The sequence below is a fragment of the Falsigemmobacter intermedius genome, assembly GCF_004054105.1.
In the GTDB taxonomy this organism is placed as follows: Bacteria; Pseudomonadota; Alphaproteobacteria; order Rhodobacterales; family Rhodobacteraceae; genus Wagnerdoeblera; species Wagnerdoeblera intermedia.
The window spans coordinates 108513-123803 of record NZ_SBLC01000005.1 but is presented as its reverse complement, the minus strand read 5'-3'; the positions used below and the strand labels follow the sequence as shown (position 1 = coordinate 123803).

The window sequence follows — 15291 nt, the reverse complement described above, 5'->3', positions numbered from 1 at the left end:
GGGGGGCGATCTGTGCCATGCGCTTTTGATGCTCCCCGGTCCGCGCTCCGGTCTTATCCTTCTCCAACACGATCTCCGCCGCCTCATCGGGGTGCTCCCCGGCATATTTCCACCCCTTCATCGAGGCGCTGATAAATATCGCCATGCGCTCCACAAAGGCGAGGTCTTTGAGCATTTCTTCAATGACATAGAGTCCGTCCTCAAGGGTCGCGCCCCCTCATCTTCATATTTGAAGGTGACCAGATCCTCAGACTTCACGCCCGCATCGATGACCTGCCAGTCTTCGTTATAAGTCATGGTCGAGATGCAGGCCGCCTGCTTTTAAAGCAGCGGACCGACGTTGAACCCCTGCTTCAGAACCGTCACAGCCGAGCCATCGGTTTTCAGGTTCAGACGGCTCATCCTGTTCAGAAAGGGATCTTCATTTCCGCCAAACCAGACACCCAGGGTCTTGACCTCTGAAGTCCGCAGGTGATGCCACAGCGGAATCTTTCAGACAGGTCAGCATCATCCCCGAGGATTTGAAGGGCTGCACAATATTCAGCACCGGTGCCCCCCGCTCCTCCGCCGCCAGCGCCGAAGGCAGCCAGGCCACCATCACATCCGCCCCCATCAACACCTGAACCATTGCCACATCGGGGCCCTAACGGCCTGATGGTCACATTGAGCCCCTCTTCCTCGTAGAACCTCTTATCCAGCGTCACGAAATAACCCGCGCACTGCGCCTGAGTGACCCATTTCAGCTGCAGCGTCACACTTCCGCCGCCTGCGCGCGCCGCGCCTCATCGGGCTTCAGAGCATTCACGCTCAGCCGCCCAGAGGTCGGATGCTACAGCGACGCGATACAGCGTAAAAAGTTGGTCGTGCCGCAGCCCGAGGGGCCGATGAAGCTGACAAATTCCCCTTTGAGAATGGTCAGAGAGACATCTTTCAGGGCCTGAACCGGCCCGTCTGCGGCCTGAAAGATCAGGTTCAGCCCTTCCGCTTCGATCACCGGCTCGGCCAGGTTTAACGTATCTTTGATCGCGTCCCCTTATGGTCAGTCCGGCTCTGCCAGCCGGTTCCGGTCTCAGATCAAATGCTGCGCATCAGCCCGCCGTCGACCCGCAGGCTCTGGCCGGTGATGTAGCCTGCGGCCTCAGAGGCCAGAAAAGCCACCGTCTTTCCGATCTCCCCGGCGGTGCCATAGCGCTGCATCGGCACGGCGGCCGCGCGCTCGTCTTTCATCGGAAGACTGTCGATCCAGCCGGGCAGGACATTGTTCATCCTTATACCAAGGGCCGCATAGCGATCGCTGTAGAGTTTGGTAAAAGCCGTCAGACCTGAGCGTGCCACCGCCGAGGTCGGAAACATCTCTGAGGGTTCATCGACCCAGGCGGTGGAGATGTTCACGATCGCGCCCCCGCCCTGCCGCTCCATCACCGGGGTCACCAGCCGCACGGCGCGCACGACGTTCAGAAAATAGATGTCGAACCCCTCGCGCCAGTCCTCCTCGCTCAGATCCAGCAGCGGGCCTTTCGGCCCATGCCCGGCAGAGTTCACCAGCACATCGATCCGCCCCCAGGCCTCCATGGCCTGATCAACCAGCCCGCGCATATCGGCTTCCGAGCGGTTGGAGCCCGTCACCCCGATCCCGCCCAATTCCTCCGCCAGCGCCTGGCCTTTGCCCGAGGAGGAGAGGATTCCCACCCGATAACCCTCTGCCGCCAGCGCCCGGGCAGAGGCGGCCCCCATGCCGCTGCCACCCGCCACAATAAGTGCCGTTTTCATGCGTTTGCCTCCCTCAGACGCCGCTTGCGCGGATGCCGCTGCGGCTGACCGGGCGCCGCGCACTCAGCTCCTTCCAGGCGGACAGCGTGCGGTTCACTGCCGGACGCGGTGCTCGCGGGGTGAACTGCCCCCGGCCCGGCGCGGGCCGCCCTTTACCCTCTTCAAAAGCCGCCCGCCCCCGGCTCAGGGTATAGCGCGGCCGACCTTTCGGCTTTTGCCCCTGAAAGACGTTGTAATCTATTCTTGACTCCTGGGTGGCAGCCGTGACCACCCCCTCCTTTTCCGGCTCCCAGACCGCCAGATCCGCATCGGCCCCGACCAGAACCGCGCCCTTTCTCGGATACATATTCAGGATCCTGGTAATATTGGTCGAGGCGACGGCGACAAATTCACAGGGCGTCAGCCGCCCTGTGTTCACACCCTGCGCCCAAAGCACCGGCAGAAGGTCCTGCAGACCCCCGGTGCCATTCGGGATCTTCGAGAAATCGCCCACACCCGTGGGTTTCTGATCCGTGGCAAAGGCACAGCGGTCGGTTGCGACACAGGGCAAAGACTCGTCGCGGCTGTCCCGCAGCCGCGGGGCCTCAATCCTCAGGTTCGGGCCCGCTGGCGTCATGGCTTGCTCCCCGGATCGCCGCAGAGGTCTTGCGCCCCTTGCGTGCCTGGTCATCTCCGAATTCAAATCGGACCAATCGGTCAGCTTTGAGGCTACACCAGCGCCCCGGGCGGTCAAGAAATTTCCCCGAAGGCGACGCCCCCCTCACCCGCGGCTTTCCGGCGATCCACATAATATTCAGGCATGCCCGAAGACAGGAGCCAGAAATTCGCCCCCTCCGATCTGCCCGTCCCCTCCTGCGATGCAGAAATTATTCTGCAACGCAGCGTCGCAGGGCCGCGCAGCGCTTGACCAGAGAGGCGCAATGCGCAGGAATAGCTCAGCAGGGAGGGAGGCCCGGCCAGAGCCAACGGGAGGAGCCCGCCTCTGACACCCCCTTCTGACAGCGCTTTACAGAAGGAACTATCATGTCCGATATCGTCATCCTCTCCGGTGCCCGCACCGCCATCGGCAGCTTTGGCGGCAGCCTTGCCAATACCCCGCCCTGCGAGCTTGCGACGATCGTGTCGAAAGCCGCCATTGAGCGCGCCGGGATTGACGCCGCGAAAATCGGCCATGTGGTCTTCGGCCATGTCATCAACACCGAGCCGCGCGACATGTATCTCTCGCGCGTGGCCGCCATTGAGGCCGGTATTCCCCAGGAAACCCCGGCGATGAACGTCAACCGTCTCTGCGGCTCGGGCGTGCAGGCCATTGTCTCAGCGGCACAATCGCTGATGCTCGGCGATGCCGACTTCGCCCTGGCAGGCGGTGCCGAGGCCATGAGCCGCGCGCCCTATAACCTGCCCTTCGCCCGCTTTGGCCAGAAGATGGGCGACGGCAAGGCGATCGATATGCTGACCGCCACGCTCCACTGCCCCTTCGGCACCGGTCATATGGGCGTGACCGCCGAGAACCAGGCGAAAGACGGCAATATCACCCGCGAAGAGCAGGACGCCTTCTCGGTTGAAAGCCAGCGCCGCGCCATCGCCGCCATTGAAGCCGGCCATTTCGACAGCCAGATCGTTCCGGTGGAGCTGAAGTCGCGCAAGGGTGTGACGCTTTTTGCGAAAGACGAGCATCCGAAAGCCTCGACCCTGGAGAGCCTCGGCGGTCTGAAACCGGTCTTTCTGAAAGATGGCACCGTGACTGCGGGCAATGCCTCGGGCATCAATGATGGCGCAGGCGCACTCGTCCTTGGCCGCGCCGATGCGGCCGCGGCAGCCGGTCTGAAGCCGCTGGCGCGGATCCTGGGCTACGCCCATGCGGGCGTCGATCCCACCCGGATGGGCAATGGCCCGATCCCGGCAGTGAAAGCGCTGCTGGCGAAAACCGGCCTGAAGGTCTCGGATTTCGATGTGATCGAATCGAACGAGGCTTTTGCGGCCCAGGCGCTGGCCGTCTCGCGCGGGCTGGATCTGGATCCGGCAAAGGTGAACCCGAACGGCGGTGCCATCGCACTCGGCCACCCGGTCGGCGCAACCGGCGCGATCATCACCATCAAAGCACTCTATGAACTGCAGCGCACGGGCGGCAAGCTGGCGCTGATCACCATGTGCATCGGCGGCGGTCAGGGCATCGCCCTGGCGATTGAGCGCCTGTAAAATCTGAGGGCCGCCCCGACACCGGGGCGGCCCGCCGTCGTATACACGAGTAACTGCCATGCCCGCTGCAACTTTCCCCGAGCTTCCGCTCCTTTGCGCAGAAATTCTGACAGGCGTCTTCTTCGGCCCGCTCGGATCTCTGCTGCTCGGAGCGGGGCTTTCCGGCTGAGGCCGGGCACCCTGACCCGCCGGGGCGAAGCGGTCACCCGAAACATGCCCCCCCTGCCCCCCTGCCCGCGCAACTCTGCTCTGCGTACAGGGCCGCTTCTGATTTCGCGCTTGACCTTCGCTGTGGCAGTGTCAAAACCGCGCTATGGCTACCGGTATTCTCTCCATTGACCTCGCTGCGATCTGCGCCAACTGGCGCGCGATGGATCGTGTCTCTGCTGCAACCACTGAGACCGCTGCGGTGGTCAAAGCTGACGCCTATGGCCTTGGCGCGGGCACCGTTGCCCGGGCGCTGGCCGGCGCGGGCGCGAGGCGCTTCTTCGTCGCTGTGGCGGAAGAAGGCGCTCAGGTCCGTCAGGCGCTTGGCGATGGGTTTGAGATCAATGTGCTCGGCGGCCATTGTGGCGGCGATACCGGGCTCATCCGCGATTTCGGCCTGACACCGATGCTCAATTCCGTTGAGCAGGTGACCCGCCACTTTGAAAACCTGCCCGGCCATGCCTTCGGGATTCAGCTTGATACCGGCATGAACCGTCTGGGCCTTGAGGCCGATGACTGGGCGGCAATCGCCGATATCGTGCTTGATGCCCGCCCGACCCTGCTGATGAGCCACCTGGCCTGCGCCGATGCACCTGAGACGGCGCTGAACCGCAGCCAGCTTGAGACGTTCCACACCCTGACCGATGGCCTTGGCATTGCCCGCTCGCTCTCGGCCACCGGGGGCATTCTGCTCGGGCCGGAATATCATTTTGACGTGACCCGCCCAGGCGTCGGCCTTTATGGCGGCCTGCCTTTTGAGGGGGCTCTGCCGGTCGTCACCCTGTCGCTTCCGGTCATTCAGCACCGCCTGGTGCAGCCGGGGGAATATGTCGGCTATTCGCTGGGCTTCCGCGCCACGCAGCCGACCCGCGTTGCGACCCTTGCCGCTGGCTATGCCGACGGGCTGAGCCGCGCGCTTTCGGGCAAAGCGACCCTTTGGGCGGGCGATGTCCCCTGCCCGCTCCTGGGCCGTGTGTCAATGGATCTGATCACCGTGGATGTGAGCCACCTCGATCAGGTGCCGGAGACTTTGGATATTCTGGGTCCGCATCAGGGGGTTGATGCCCTGGGCGGCGTGGCCGGAACCATCGGCTATGAAATCCTCACTTCGCTCGGGCACCGCTATACGCGGCGCTACCACGGCGCGGCATGAGCCGGGCGCTGGCGCAGCCGCTGGCACGCCTTGGCCGCCTGACCCTTGATCTGATCGGGGGACTGGGCCGGGTGGTGATTTTTGCCGGACAGGTGATCTCGCATATCCTGCGCCCGCCGTTCTATGGCCGCGAACTGCTGAACCAGCTGCTGGCCATCGGCTGGCTTTCGCTGCCGGTGGTGGCGCTGACCGCGCTTTTCACGGGGGGCGCGCTGGCTTTGCAGATCTATTCGGGCGGCGCGCGCTTTCAGGCCGAATTTGCCGTCCCCTCAATCGTCGCCATTGGTATGGTGCGCGAACTTGGTCCGGTCTTAGGCGGGCTGATGGTGGCAGCACGGGTAGCAAGCTCCATCGCCGCCGAGATCGGCACCATGAAGGTGACCGAGCAGATTGATGCGCTGACCACGCTCTCGACCAATCCGGTGAAATATCTGGTGGTGCCTCGGGTCGTGGCGGCCACGCTTTCCATGCCCGTGCTGGTCGCCGTGGGCGATATCATCGGCATCATGGGTGGCTGGCTGGTCGGCACCACGCGGCTCGATTTCAACTCGGGCAGCTATCTTTACAACACCTGGACCTATCTTGAGGTCTGGGATGTCGGCTCGGGACTGGTCAAAGGCGCGGCTTTCGGGGCCATCGTGGCGCTGATGGGCTGCTATCACGGCATGATGTCGGGGCGCGGGGCCCAGGGCGTGGGCGCTGCGACGAAATCGGCGGTCGTGGCCTCCTCCATCCTGATCCTTGCGGCGAACTATGCGCTGACGGAAGTGTTCTTTACCTCATGATCCGACTTCAGGACGTTCATAAATCCTTCGGCTCAAACCACGTCTTGCGCGGGGTCAGCCTTGAGGTGCCAAAGGGCCAGAACCTGGTGGTCATTGGCGGATCGGGCACCGGGAAATCCGTGCTGCTGAAGACGATCCTTGGCCTTGTGCCGCAGGACAAGGGGCAGATCCTTGTGAATGGCACCGAGTTGACCGCTGCCAACCGTGAGGATTTTTTGCAAACTTTCGGAATGCTCTTCCAGGGCGGCGCGCTGTTTGACTCGCTGAAGATCTGGGAGAATGTCGCCTTCCGCCTGCTGCGCGGCGCGAAAAAGCGCCCGCGCGATGAGGCCCGCGCCATTGCCATTGAAAAGCTGGCCCGGGTGGGCCTGCCCGAGCGGGTGGCCGATCTCTACCCGGCAGAGCTTTCGGGCGGCATGCAAAAGCGCGTCAGCCTTGCCCGCGCCATTGCGGCGGACCCTTCGATCATCTTCTTTGATGAGCCGACCACCGGGCTTGATCCGATCATGTCGGGCGTCATCAACGATCTGATCCGCGGCCTTGTGACCGAGATGGGCGCGACCGCGATCTCGATCACCCATGATATGACCTCGGTGCGCGCCATCGCGGATCAGGTCTGCATGCTTTACCAGGGCCGCGTGCAGTGGCTGGGACCGGTGGCCGATCTTGACCACTCGGGCGACCCTTACGTCGATCAGTTCATCCACGGCCGCCCAGAAGGGCCGATTGCCACCCTTCGTTAAGCCTTACTGCTCCGGGCGGCGCGGCTTGCGCATCAGCCGCCCGAAGAGAAATGAGGTCTTGGGCCGATAGGTCCAGGCCGTGGGATTCTCCGGCTGCCGCCCGACCCGCATCCGCATCAGGCCAAAGATCAGTAGCGCAAAATGCGCCGCCGCGTTCAGGCCGAACATGCCGCCCGGACCAAAGCTTTCCATCAGGGCGGAGGCGATCACCGGGCTTGCAATCGCACCGATGGCGTAAAGAAAGAGCAGCGCTGCCGAAAGCTCCACCCGCTCATCGTCATTGGAGAAGTCATTCGCATGGGCGGATGAGATGGAATAGAGCGGCATGGTCGTCAGACCAAAGAGCGTGGCCCCCGCAAAAACCGCCCAGATCCCGAAATCCTGAGCGAAGACTGTAAAGACACAGGCCGCCACCGATCCCGCGGAAAGCCAGGCCAGCACGGTGCGGCGATCGTATTTATCCGAGAGCCACCCCATCGGAAACTGCGCAACCGCCCCGCCAATCACATAGGCCGAGAGAAACGCCCCGATCTGCTTGGGCTCCAGCCCCACGGCCACACCGTAAAGCGGGCCCACCATCCGAAAGGCCCCGCCGGTGACGCCGGAGACCACCACACCGACTGCACCCAGTGGTGAGCGTTTCCAGGCCAGCATGGGCCGCAGACGGGGCGCGAGGCTGGATTTCGGCGCCTCAACCTTTGTCAGAACCAGCGGGAAAAGCGCGGCACAGGCGAGAAGCGCCAGCAGGTTATAGGAAAAATAGCTCGCGGGCGCGAGAAAGCCGATCATCATCTGCGCCGCCAGGCTGCCGCCGATATCAACGATCCGGTAGACCCCCATGGCGCTGCCCCGGTTGGCATTGGTCAGCTTGCCCTGCAGCCAGGCCTCAATGATCGTATAGCAGCCCGCCGCCGAGAGCCCCGTCGCCATACGGAAGACCCCCCAGGCGATCGGGTCCGTCACCATCATATGCGCAAGGATCCCGATGGTGCCTGCCGCCGTCAGCGCCGCAAAGGCGCGGGAGTGCCCCACCTCTCCCATCAGGCGCGGGGTCCACCAGCAGCCGATCAGAAAGCCCAAGAAATGTGCCGAGCCGATCATCCCGATGGCTGAGGCCGAAAACCCCAGCTCCACCCCGGAGAGCGCGTCGAGCGGCACCACCCCGCCCGAGCCAAGCTGCATCAGAACAACAGAAACGAAAATCGCGGCAAAGGAAATCAGCAGGCGCATGGCAACCGTCTTATGGATTGCCCTCAGGTGACCCTGGACCGCGCCAAAGGTCCAGCGCCAATGCGCCGCTTGCAGGCGCGGACGCCACGCCCTACATCAGCGGCTTCACCTGATCCCCCCGGAGTTTCCCATGTCACAGGCCCTGAGCAGCATCCCGCAGCTTACCCGCGCGGGCCTGACCAGCCCTGAGCAGAGCGAAGAGTTGGAACGTGTCACGGAAGAATTCCGTGTGCTGATCTCTCCGGCCATGCAGAGCGCGCTGCAAACTGCCGATGACGGCGTGGGGCGGCAGTTCGTGCCGACGGTGGATGAGTTGGTCATCCATGAGGGCGATCTGGCCGATCCGATCGGCGATCACGCCCATGAGCGGGTGCCGGGTCTGACGCATCGTTACCCGGACCGGGCCATTTTGCATCTGACGCAGACCTGCGCGGTTTACTGCCGGTTCTGCTTTCGCCGCGAATCAGTCGGCGACAGCGGCACCCTGCCCATGGAGGCGATTGAGCGCATCTGCGACTATCTGCGCAAAACGCCTGCGATCCGTGAGATTATCCTGACCGGGGGCGATCCGCTGGTGCTATCACCCCGCCGCCTGGGGCTGGTGCTTGAAAAGCTGCGCGCCGTCGGCACGCTGGATCTTCTGCGCATTCATTCGCGTGTGCCTGTGGTGGCACCCGAGCGGATCACGCCTGATCTGCTGGAGGTGCTGAAGGGCGAGGTTCCGGTCTGGATCGTGGTGCATACCAACCACGCGCAGGAGCTGACGCCGGAGGCGCGGGCGGCGCTTTCACGCCTGGCCGATGCGGGCTTTCCGCTGTTGTCGCAATCGGTTCTGCTGCGCGGGGTCAATGACACCCCTGAGGCGCTGGAGGATCTTTTCCGTGCGCTGCTGCGGCTGCGGGTCAAACCCTATTATCTGCATCACTGCGATCTGGCGCGGGGCGCGGGCCATTTCCGCACCACGCTGGAGGAGGGCATGGCGCTGATGGCTGCGCTGAGGGGCCGCATCTCCGGCACGGCGCTTCCGAGCTATATCCTCGACATTCCCGGCGGCTTCGGCAAAGTGCCGATCAACCCGCAGTATTTCACCAAAACCCCCGACGGCTGGACGGTTACCGACCCCAGAGGCGGAAAACACCATTATTCTGACCCGCTGCGCTGAACCGCCCCCTTCCATTTCCGGGCTGATCGCCCTATAGCCCCCCTCTGACCCCCGACAGGAGACGCCCATGCAAGGCAGCGCCAATCTCAACCTGATGATCAAGGCCGCGCGCAAAGCGGGGCGTTCGCTCGTGAAAGACTTCCGCGAGGTCGAAAACCTGCAGGTCTCTTCCAAGGGCCCGGGCGACTTCGTGTCGAAAGCCGACCGCGAAGCCGAACGCATCATCAAGGAAGAACTGCTGGGCGCGCGCCCGACCTATGGCTGGCTGGGCGAAGAGACCGGCGGCCAGGACGGTGCTGACCCGACCCGCCGCTGGATCGTTGACCCGCTCGACGGCACCACCAACTTCCTGCACGGCCTGCCGCACTGGTCGGTCTCGATCGCGCTCGAGCATAAGGGCGAGATCGTCTCGGCTGTGGTCTTTGACCCGGCGAAAGATGAGATGTTCGTCGCCGAAAAAGGCGCCGGTGCCTGGCTGAACGACACCCGCCGTATCCGCGTCTCGGGCCGTAATAAGATGATCGAATCGATCTTCGCAACCGGCGTCCCGTTTGGCGGCGTTGGCCCTCTGCCCGCCACTTTGCAGGATCTGGCGCGCCTGATGCCGGTCTGCGCCGGTGTGCGCCGCTACGGCTCGGCAGCGCTTGACCTCGCCTATGTGGCTGCAGGCCGCTACGAGGGGTATTGGGAGCGCAATCTGAATGCCTGGGACATCGCAGCCGGCCTGCTGATCGTCAAAGAGGCCGGTGGCATGGTCGCCCCGGTGCGCGAAGGCGACAGCATCCTTGAGAAAGGCTCGCTCATCGCGGCCAACTCGGAAATGTTCGACCCGCTGGTCAAAATCATCCGCAATCAGGACTGAGCCTGATCACTGCGACCAACACCCGCCCCGAAGGCGGGTGTTTTTTTATGGGCTGCGCCTGTTAAACTGCGGATGACTACGGGAGAAACCGCTGATGATCTCTATTGCCCTTGAACACCCCGTTCAGGATGACCTTGCCCTGCTCCATGCCCGCCATACCGAGGCCATGCATGCAGAAACGCCGCCCGAATCGATCCACATGCTGCCTGCCGATGCCCTGGCGGCCCCCGGCATCCGCTTCTATGTGATGCGCAAAAACGGGGAAGCGGTGGCTATGGGCGCATTGAAAGAGATCACTGCCGATCACGCCGAGATCAAAAGCATGCATCTGCTAGCTGAGCACCGTGGCGAGGGACTTGCGCAGCAGATGCTGCAGCATCTGGTGATGGAAGCCGAGGGCGCGGGCTATCGCCGCCTCAGCCTTGAAACCGGTGCCGAGAACATCTTTGCTCCGGCGCGCGCGCTTTATGAACGCGCGGGCTTTCAGTACTGCGGCCCCTTTGAGGGCTATAAGGAAGATCCCAACAGCGTGTTTATGACGCTTCAGATCGCCTGATCCCGGCGGAAGGGACCCAAATCCTGCAGGGCCTCGATATCTTCAGACACCGCCTCGCGCTCACGCTGAAGATAGTCTGAGACGGCCTGACGAAAGCCCGCCTCCGGCAGGTGGTGCAGCGACCAGACCGGAACCGGCAGATAGCCCCGGGCGAGTTTATGCTCGCCCTGGGCCCCGGCCTCAACCCGGGACAGCCCCTTCGCGATCGCAAAATCGATGGCCTGGTGGTAGCACAGCTCGAAATGCAGGAAGGGGTGATCCTCAACCGCCCCCCAATAGCGGCCATAAAGCGTGTCGCGCCCGATAAAGTTCAGCGCGCCCGCCACATAGCGCCCGTCGCGCTCTGCCAGGACCAGCAGGATGTCCTCGGCCATGGTCGCGTGGATTTCGTCGAAGAAAGCCCGGGTCAGATAGGGCCTGCCCCATTTGCGCGCCCCGATGTCCTGATAGAAGGTCCAGAAGGCGTCCCAATGCTCCGGGCGCAGGGCTTTGCCGGTCAGATGCAGGATCCGCCCCCCAAAGCCCTGCGCGGCCTGACGCTCTTTGCGCAAAGCCTTGCGCTTACGCGATGACAGAGCGGCGAGGAAGTCATCATATGCGGCGTAATTGCGGTTCTCCCAGTGGAACTGCTCGCCGATCCGGCTGAGCCAGGGCGCGGGTGCCGAAGCCGCCTCCTCCGCCGTGCAGAAGGTGATATGCACCGAACTGAGCCCGTTCTGCTCTGCCACTGCCTGAAGCCCCTGCAACAGCGCCTGCCGCCCCCGCGCGTCCTGGCCCGGGCGCAGCAGAAGGCGCGGGCCGGTGGCGGGGGTAAAGGGCACCGCGACCTGGAGCTTCGGGTAATAGCTGCCGCCTGCCCGCTCAAAGGCATCAGCCCAGGCATGATCGAAGATATATTCGCCCTGCGAATGCAGCTTCAGATAAAGCGGCACCACTCCGAGGACCTCTCCCCCCTCGCGCAGCACCATGGGGCGCGGCAGCCAGCCGGTGCCCTCTCCCACGCTGCCGGAGCGTTCGAGCGCGGTCAGAAAGCGGTGCGTGGTGAAAGGGTTGTCGCCGCCTGCACAGGCATCCCAGTCCCGGGCGGGAATCGCGCCGACCGCCTCCACAAGTGAAATTTCCATAACTTCCAAACCCTTCGGCGCGGCTTCGCCCGGCGGCAGGATGGCGCGGCCCGATCCCCCGGTCAAGCGAGCCACTTGCCGAAGCGCCCGCCCGGGAGTATGAGGCCCGCGTCGGCTGCGCATGAGGCGTGGCGGACCAAGTCTCCGCGACCTTGATAAAACGGATCATCGCTATGAATCTCATTCCCGGTATCCTCGGGATGGCTGCCGTTGTGGTGGCCTCAAATATCCTCGTTCAGTTCCTGCTCGGGCAGTGGCTGACCTGGGGGGCCTTTACCTATCCCATCGCCTTTCTGATCACCGATCTGACCAACCGCTTTTACGGCGCGGCAGCTGCGCGCAAGGTGGTGATGGCAGGGTTTCTGACCGGACTGGCCTGCTCGATCATCGGCACGCAGATTGAGGGCGAATTCGGCCCGCTGGTCACCGGCCGCGTGGCATTTGCCTCGGCCATGGGCTTCCTTCTGGCGCAGCTTCTCGATGTGGAAATCTTTGACCGGCTGCGTCATGGCAGCTGGTGGCGCGCGCCGCTGGTCTCCTCGCTCTTCGGGGCCATGCTCGACACGCTGCTCTTCTTTACCCTGGCCTTCTCGGCGGCGCTTGTCTGGCTGGAACCCTCCAATGACGTGAGCTGGGCCGGCGAAATGCTGCCGCTGCTGGGCTATGGGCCTGAAGTGCCGCTCTGGGTCTCGCTGGCGGTGGCGGACTGGGGGGTAAAGATTGCCCTTGTGGTCATCACACTCATCCCCTTCCGCGCGGTTCTGCGCCGCGCCCGGGCAGATATGGTGTAATTTTGTTTGACAACCGCTCCATCTGTGCCAGCCTGAGCCCAACGGCAACGCATTGAAAGGAGGTGGTCCAGTGTCGAGAGTGATATTGGAGAGAGGTGTCGGGACAGTCAGGGGGGCCGTGGCCTGAGGGCAGCCCCAAGGGTTCAAGAACCCTGACTGGGACGGCAAGGATCGCTGATGCCTAACCGGACCATCTCCGTAGATCTCGGAAAGGGTTGCGCCCCGCGCAACCCTTTCTCTTTTCCCCCTTCCCAAACGCGCCCCCAGGGCGCAAAACGCCCCAATGTCTGATTTGCGTCCGAAATACTGGGAAACCGTCCCGCTCACTGAGATGTCGCCCGAAGAATGGGAGGCACTCTGCGATGGCTGCGGCAAATGCTGCCTGAATAAGCTTGAGTTCGAAGATGACGGCGAGGTCTGCTTTACGCGGGTTGCCTGTCGCCTGCTCGACGGGCAAAGCTGCCGCTGCAAGCACTATCCCATTCGTCACCAATTCGTTCCCGACTGCGTCTCGCTGACGGCGGAAAAGCTGCCCGAAGTGGCCTACTGGCTGCCGAAAACCTGTGCCTACCGGCTGCTACATGAGGGTAACCCCCTGAAATCATGGCATCCGCTGATCTCAGGTGATCCGCAGTCGGTGCATAAGGCCGGGGCTTCCGTCAAAGGCTGGACCATCCCGGAAACCGAGGTCGATGAGGATGACTGGGAAGACTATATCATCGAGGAGACGCCCTGATGTTTTTCGCCTCTGACAACGCAGCGCCCTGCCCGCCCGAGGTGATGGCGGCGCTTTCCGCCGTTAACCAGGGCTTCGCCATGCCCTATGGCAATGACGCCCATACCGCACGGGCCGTTCAGGTGATTCGCGATCTCTTTGAGGCGCCGGAGGCCGCGGTCTATTTTGTCTCGACCGGAACGGTGGCGAACTGCCTGTCGCTGGCCACGGTCAGCCCCCTCTGGGGCGCGGTTTTCTGTCACACCAATGCCCACGTCCAGGAAGACGAATGCGGCGCACCGGAGGTTTTCACCGGCGGCAAGCTGCTGCTGGTGCCCGGTGAGCATGGCCGGATGTGCCCCGAGGCGCTCGACAAAGCGATTCGCGGCCAGAAGCCCGGCGTTGTGCATTCGGTGCAGCCCGGTGCGGTGACGCTGACCAATATCACCGAAGGCGGCACCCTCTATACGGTTGAGCAAACCCGCGCCATTGCTGCGGTTGCCAAAGCCCACGGCCTGCCGCTGCATCTCGACGGTGCGCGCTTTGCCAATGCTGTGGCCGCCTCGGGGGCCACGCCGGCAGAGCTGACCTGGAAGGCAGGCGTCGATATCGTCTCCTTCGGCGGCACCAAGGGCGGGCTGATGGGGGCGGAAGCGGTGATCTTCTTTAACCCGGAGAAAGCCTTTGAGTTTGAGCTGCGCCGCAAACGCTCGGGCCATCTGTTCTCGAAAACCCGCTATCTGGCGGCACAGTTTGAAGGCTGGATTGCGCAGGGCCAGTGGCTGACCCATGCTGCCCACGCCAATGCCATGGCTGCGCGTCTGGCGGAGGGTCTGGCGAAGATCCCGGGTGTGGCGGTTGCCCCTGAGGCGGCGGCAAACATCCTCTTCGTCAAGCTGCCCGAGGAAACGGTCGAAAAGCTGCGCGAGGCGGGGGCCGTTTTCTACCTGCGCGGCGATGACTACGCCCGTCTGGTGACCAGCTGGGCCACCACTGAGGACGATTGCGACCGCTTTATCGCACTGGCCGCCGCCTGAGGCTGAGGGCTGCGGCCTCTCTTTCTGTTACGGGACTGAAAAAGCCGCAGCAAAAGCTGCGGCTTTTTGATTTCACGCCCTGAGAGGGCCTCAGGCCGGGGCCGCTTCGGGAAGTCGCAGGCGCAGGGTGTTGATCCGACGCGCTTCAGCATCGACCACTTCGATCACCGCGCCGCTTTCATGGGTGATGATCTCCCCCGAAGCCGGGACCTGACCCGCGCGCAGATAGACGAGACCCCCAAGGGTATCAATCTCTTCATCTTCGGCTTCCACACGCAGCTTCTGCCCAGTCGCGGCCTCAAGCTCCTCCAGCGCGGCCGTGGCCTCGACGAGCCAGACCCCCGGAGCTTCCTCAACCCAGGCGGGGGTCTCGACCACATCATGCTCATCCATGATGTCGCCGACCACCGTCTCCAGAAGATCCTCGATGGTCACAACGCCGTCAACGCTGCCGTATTCGTCGATCATCAGCGCCATATGGGTCCGCTCCGCCTGCATCTTATGCAAAAGATCGGCCAGCGGCATCGAGGGCGGCGTATAGATTAGCGGACGCAGCAGGGCTCTGAGGTCAAAGTCACCCGTGCGGTCCTTCAGCGCGTAATTCAGCGCGAAATCTTTCAGCGTAACCACGCCCAGCGGCTCATCGGGCGAGCCGTCATAGACCGGCAGGCGCGAAAATCCGTGTTCGCGAAACACCTCCGTCAGCTCATCCCGGCTGATCGTCAGCGGGACGGAGACGATATCGGCCTTGGGGGCGGCGACATCTTCCACACGCAGTCGGCGAAGGTTGGAGATCCCGGCCGCAGCAGCGGTCTGCGCCTCGGCATTCTGGCCATGGGCCACGGGGGTGAGGGCCTTACGGAAGAGGCGGGACAAAAGTCCGCCCTGTCGTTCCTGCTCAGGCTCAGCTTCCGGCGCGCCATGCGCTGCCATCAAGCCATCGGTGCTACTGCCCAT

The 15291-nt window shown here is 63.4% G+C and carries 14 protein-coding genes and 3 pseudogenes; 10 read left to right on the top strand and 7 right to left on the bottom strand.

The window, feature by feature from the left end; genetic code table 11:
* Positions 1-16 precede the first annotated feature (16 nt).
* The 4 genes and pseudogenes from EP867_RS05095 to EP867_RS05080 all read right to left on the bottom strand — a co-directional run.
* A pseudogene (locus tag EP867_RS05095) lies at positions 17-761 on the bottom strand (ABC transporter substrate-binding protein); the annotation flags it as partial.
* A 2-nt stretch (positions 762-763) separates the two neighbouring features.
* Positions 764-1024, bottom strand: a pseudogene (locus EP867_RS05090) (ATP-binding cassette domain-containing protein); the annotation flags it as partial.
* A 50-nt stretch (positions 1025-1074) separates the two neighbouring features.
* The gene (locus EP867_RS05085) at positions 1075-1770 is read right to left on the bottom strand and encodes an SDR family oxidoreductase (RefSeq protein WP_128487118.1); all 696 of its coding nucleotides are present in this window, start codon (positions 1768-1770) and stop codon (positions 1075-1077) included.
* Positions 1771-1783: 13 nt separating this feature from the next.
* A pseudogene (locus tag EP867_RS05080) lies at positions 1784-2323 on the bottom strand (amidohydrolase family protein); the annotation flags it as partial.
* 470 nt (positions 2324-2793) lie between these two features.
* Here EP867_RS05080 and EP867_RS05075 point away from each other — a divergent pair.
* The 4 genes from EP867_RS05075 (at position 2794) to EP867_RS05060 (ending at position 6857) form a co-directional block, all read left to right on the top strand.
* Positions 2794-3969, top strand: a complete 1176-nt coding sequence (locus EP867_RS05075; RefSeq protein WP_128487116.1) for an acetyl-CoA C-acyltransferase family protein — start codon at positions 2794-2796, stop codon at positions 3967-3969.
* Between the two features lie 313 nt (positions 3970-4282).
* Positions 4283-5329, top strand: coding sequence for an alanine racemase (gene alr, locus EP867_RS05070; RefSeq protein ID WP_128487115.1), 1047 nt, complete (start codon positions 4283-4285; stop codon positions 5327-5329).
* The gene (locus EP867_RS05065) at positions 5326-6114 is read left to right on the top strand and encodes an MlaE family ABC transporter permease (RefSeq protein ID WP_128487114.1); all 789 of its coding nucleotides are present in this window, start codon (positions 5326-5328) and stop codon (positions 6112-6114) included. Before alr ends, EP867_RS05065 begins: the two co-directional genes overlap by 4 nt.
* Positions 6111-6857 (top strand): ABC transporter ATP-binding protein, encoded by a 747-nt coding sequence (locus EP867_RS05060; RefSeq protein ID WP_128487113.1) that lies wholly within the window; start codon positions 6111-6113, stop codon positions 6855-6857. Before EP867_RS05065 ends, EP867_RS05060 begins: the two co-directional genes overlap by 4 nt.
* 3 nt (positions 6858-6860) lie before the next feature.
* On the opposite strand, the gene EP867_RS05055 is transcribed toward EP867_RS05060, so the two are convergent.
* Complete coding sequence (locus tag EP867_RS05055) at positions 6861-8087, bottom strand: MFS transporter (RefSeq protein WP_128487112.1); 1227 nt, start codon at positions 8085-8087, stop codon at positions 6861-6863.
* A 130-nt stretch (positions 8088-8217) separates the two neighbouring features.
* On the opposite strand from EP867_RS05055, the gene EP867_RS05050 reads away from it, so the two are divergent.
* The 3 genes from EP867_RS05050 (at position 8218) to EP867_RS05040 (ending at position 10667) form a co-directional block, all read left to right on the top strand.
* Positions 8218-9249, top strand: coding sequence for a lysine-2,3-aminomutase-like protein (locus tag EP867_RS05050; RefSeq protein WP_128487111.1), 1032 nt, complete (start codon positions 8218-8220; stop codon positions 9247-9249).
* 67 nt (positions 9250-9316) lie between these two features.
* Positions 9317-10111: an inositol monophosphatase family protein gene (locus tag EP867_RS05045; RefSeq protein WP_128487110.1), complete on the top strand. Its 795-nt coding sequence runs from the start codon at positions 9317-9319 to the stop codon at positions 10109-10111.
* A gap of 94 nt (positions 10112-10205) precedes the next feature.
* Positions 10206-10667 carry a GNAT family N-acetyltransferase gene (locus EP867_RS05040; RefSeq protein WP_128487109.1) on the top strand — a complete coding sequence of 154 codons (462 nt, stop codon included), beginning with the start codon at positions 10206-10208 and terminating at the stop codon, positions 10665-10667.
* On the opposite strand, the gene EP867_RS05035 is transcribed toward EP867_RS05040, so the two are convergent.
* Positions 10655-11791, bottom strand: a complete 1137-nt coding sequence (locus tag EP867_RS05035; RefSeq protein WP_128487184.1) for a GNAT family N-acetyltransferase — start codon at positions 11789-11791, stop codon at positions 10655-10657. The genes EP867_RS05040 and EP867_RS05035 overlap by 13 nt on opposite strands.
* 173 nt (positions 11792-11964) lie before the next feature.
* Here EP867_RS05035 and EP867_RS05030 point away from each other — a divergent pair, with 173 nt between their 5' ends.
* From EP867_RS05030 to EP867_RS05020, 3 genes are all read left to right on the top strand, one after another.
* Complete coding sequence (locus EP867_RS05030) at positions 11965-12582, top strand: queuosine precursor transporter (protein WP_164888766.1); 618 nt, start codon at positions 11965-11967, stop codon at positions 12580-12582.
* 283 nt (positions 12583-12865) lie between these two features.
* Entirely contained in the window at positions 12866-13318 is a 453-nt protein-coding gene (locus tag EP867_RS05025; protein WP_128487108.1) for a YcgN family cysteine cluster protein, read from the top strand.
* A complete protein-coding gene (locus EP867_RS05020) occupies positions 13318-14334 on the top strand; it encodes a threonine aldolase family protein (protein ID WP_128487107.1) in 1017 nt (338 codons plus the stop codon). Before EP867_RS05025 ends, EP867_RS05020 begins: the two co-directional genes overlap by 1 nt.
* Before the next feature lie 90 nt (positions 14335-14424).
* Here the strand turns inward: EP867_RS05020 and EP867_RS05015 are convergent, their stop codons facing one another.
* The gene (locus EP867_RS05015; RefSeq protein ID WP_128487106.1) at positions 14425-15291 is read right to left on the bottom strand and encodes a CBS domain-containing protein; all 867 of its coding nucleotides are present in this window, start codon (positions 15289-15291) and stop codon (positions 14425-14427) included.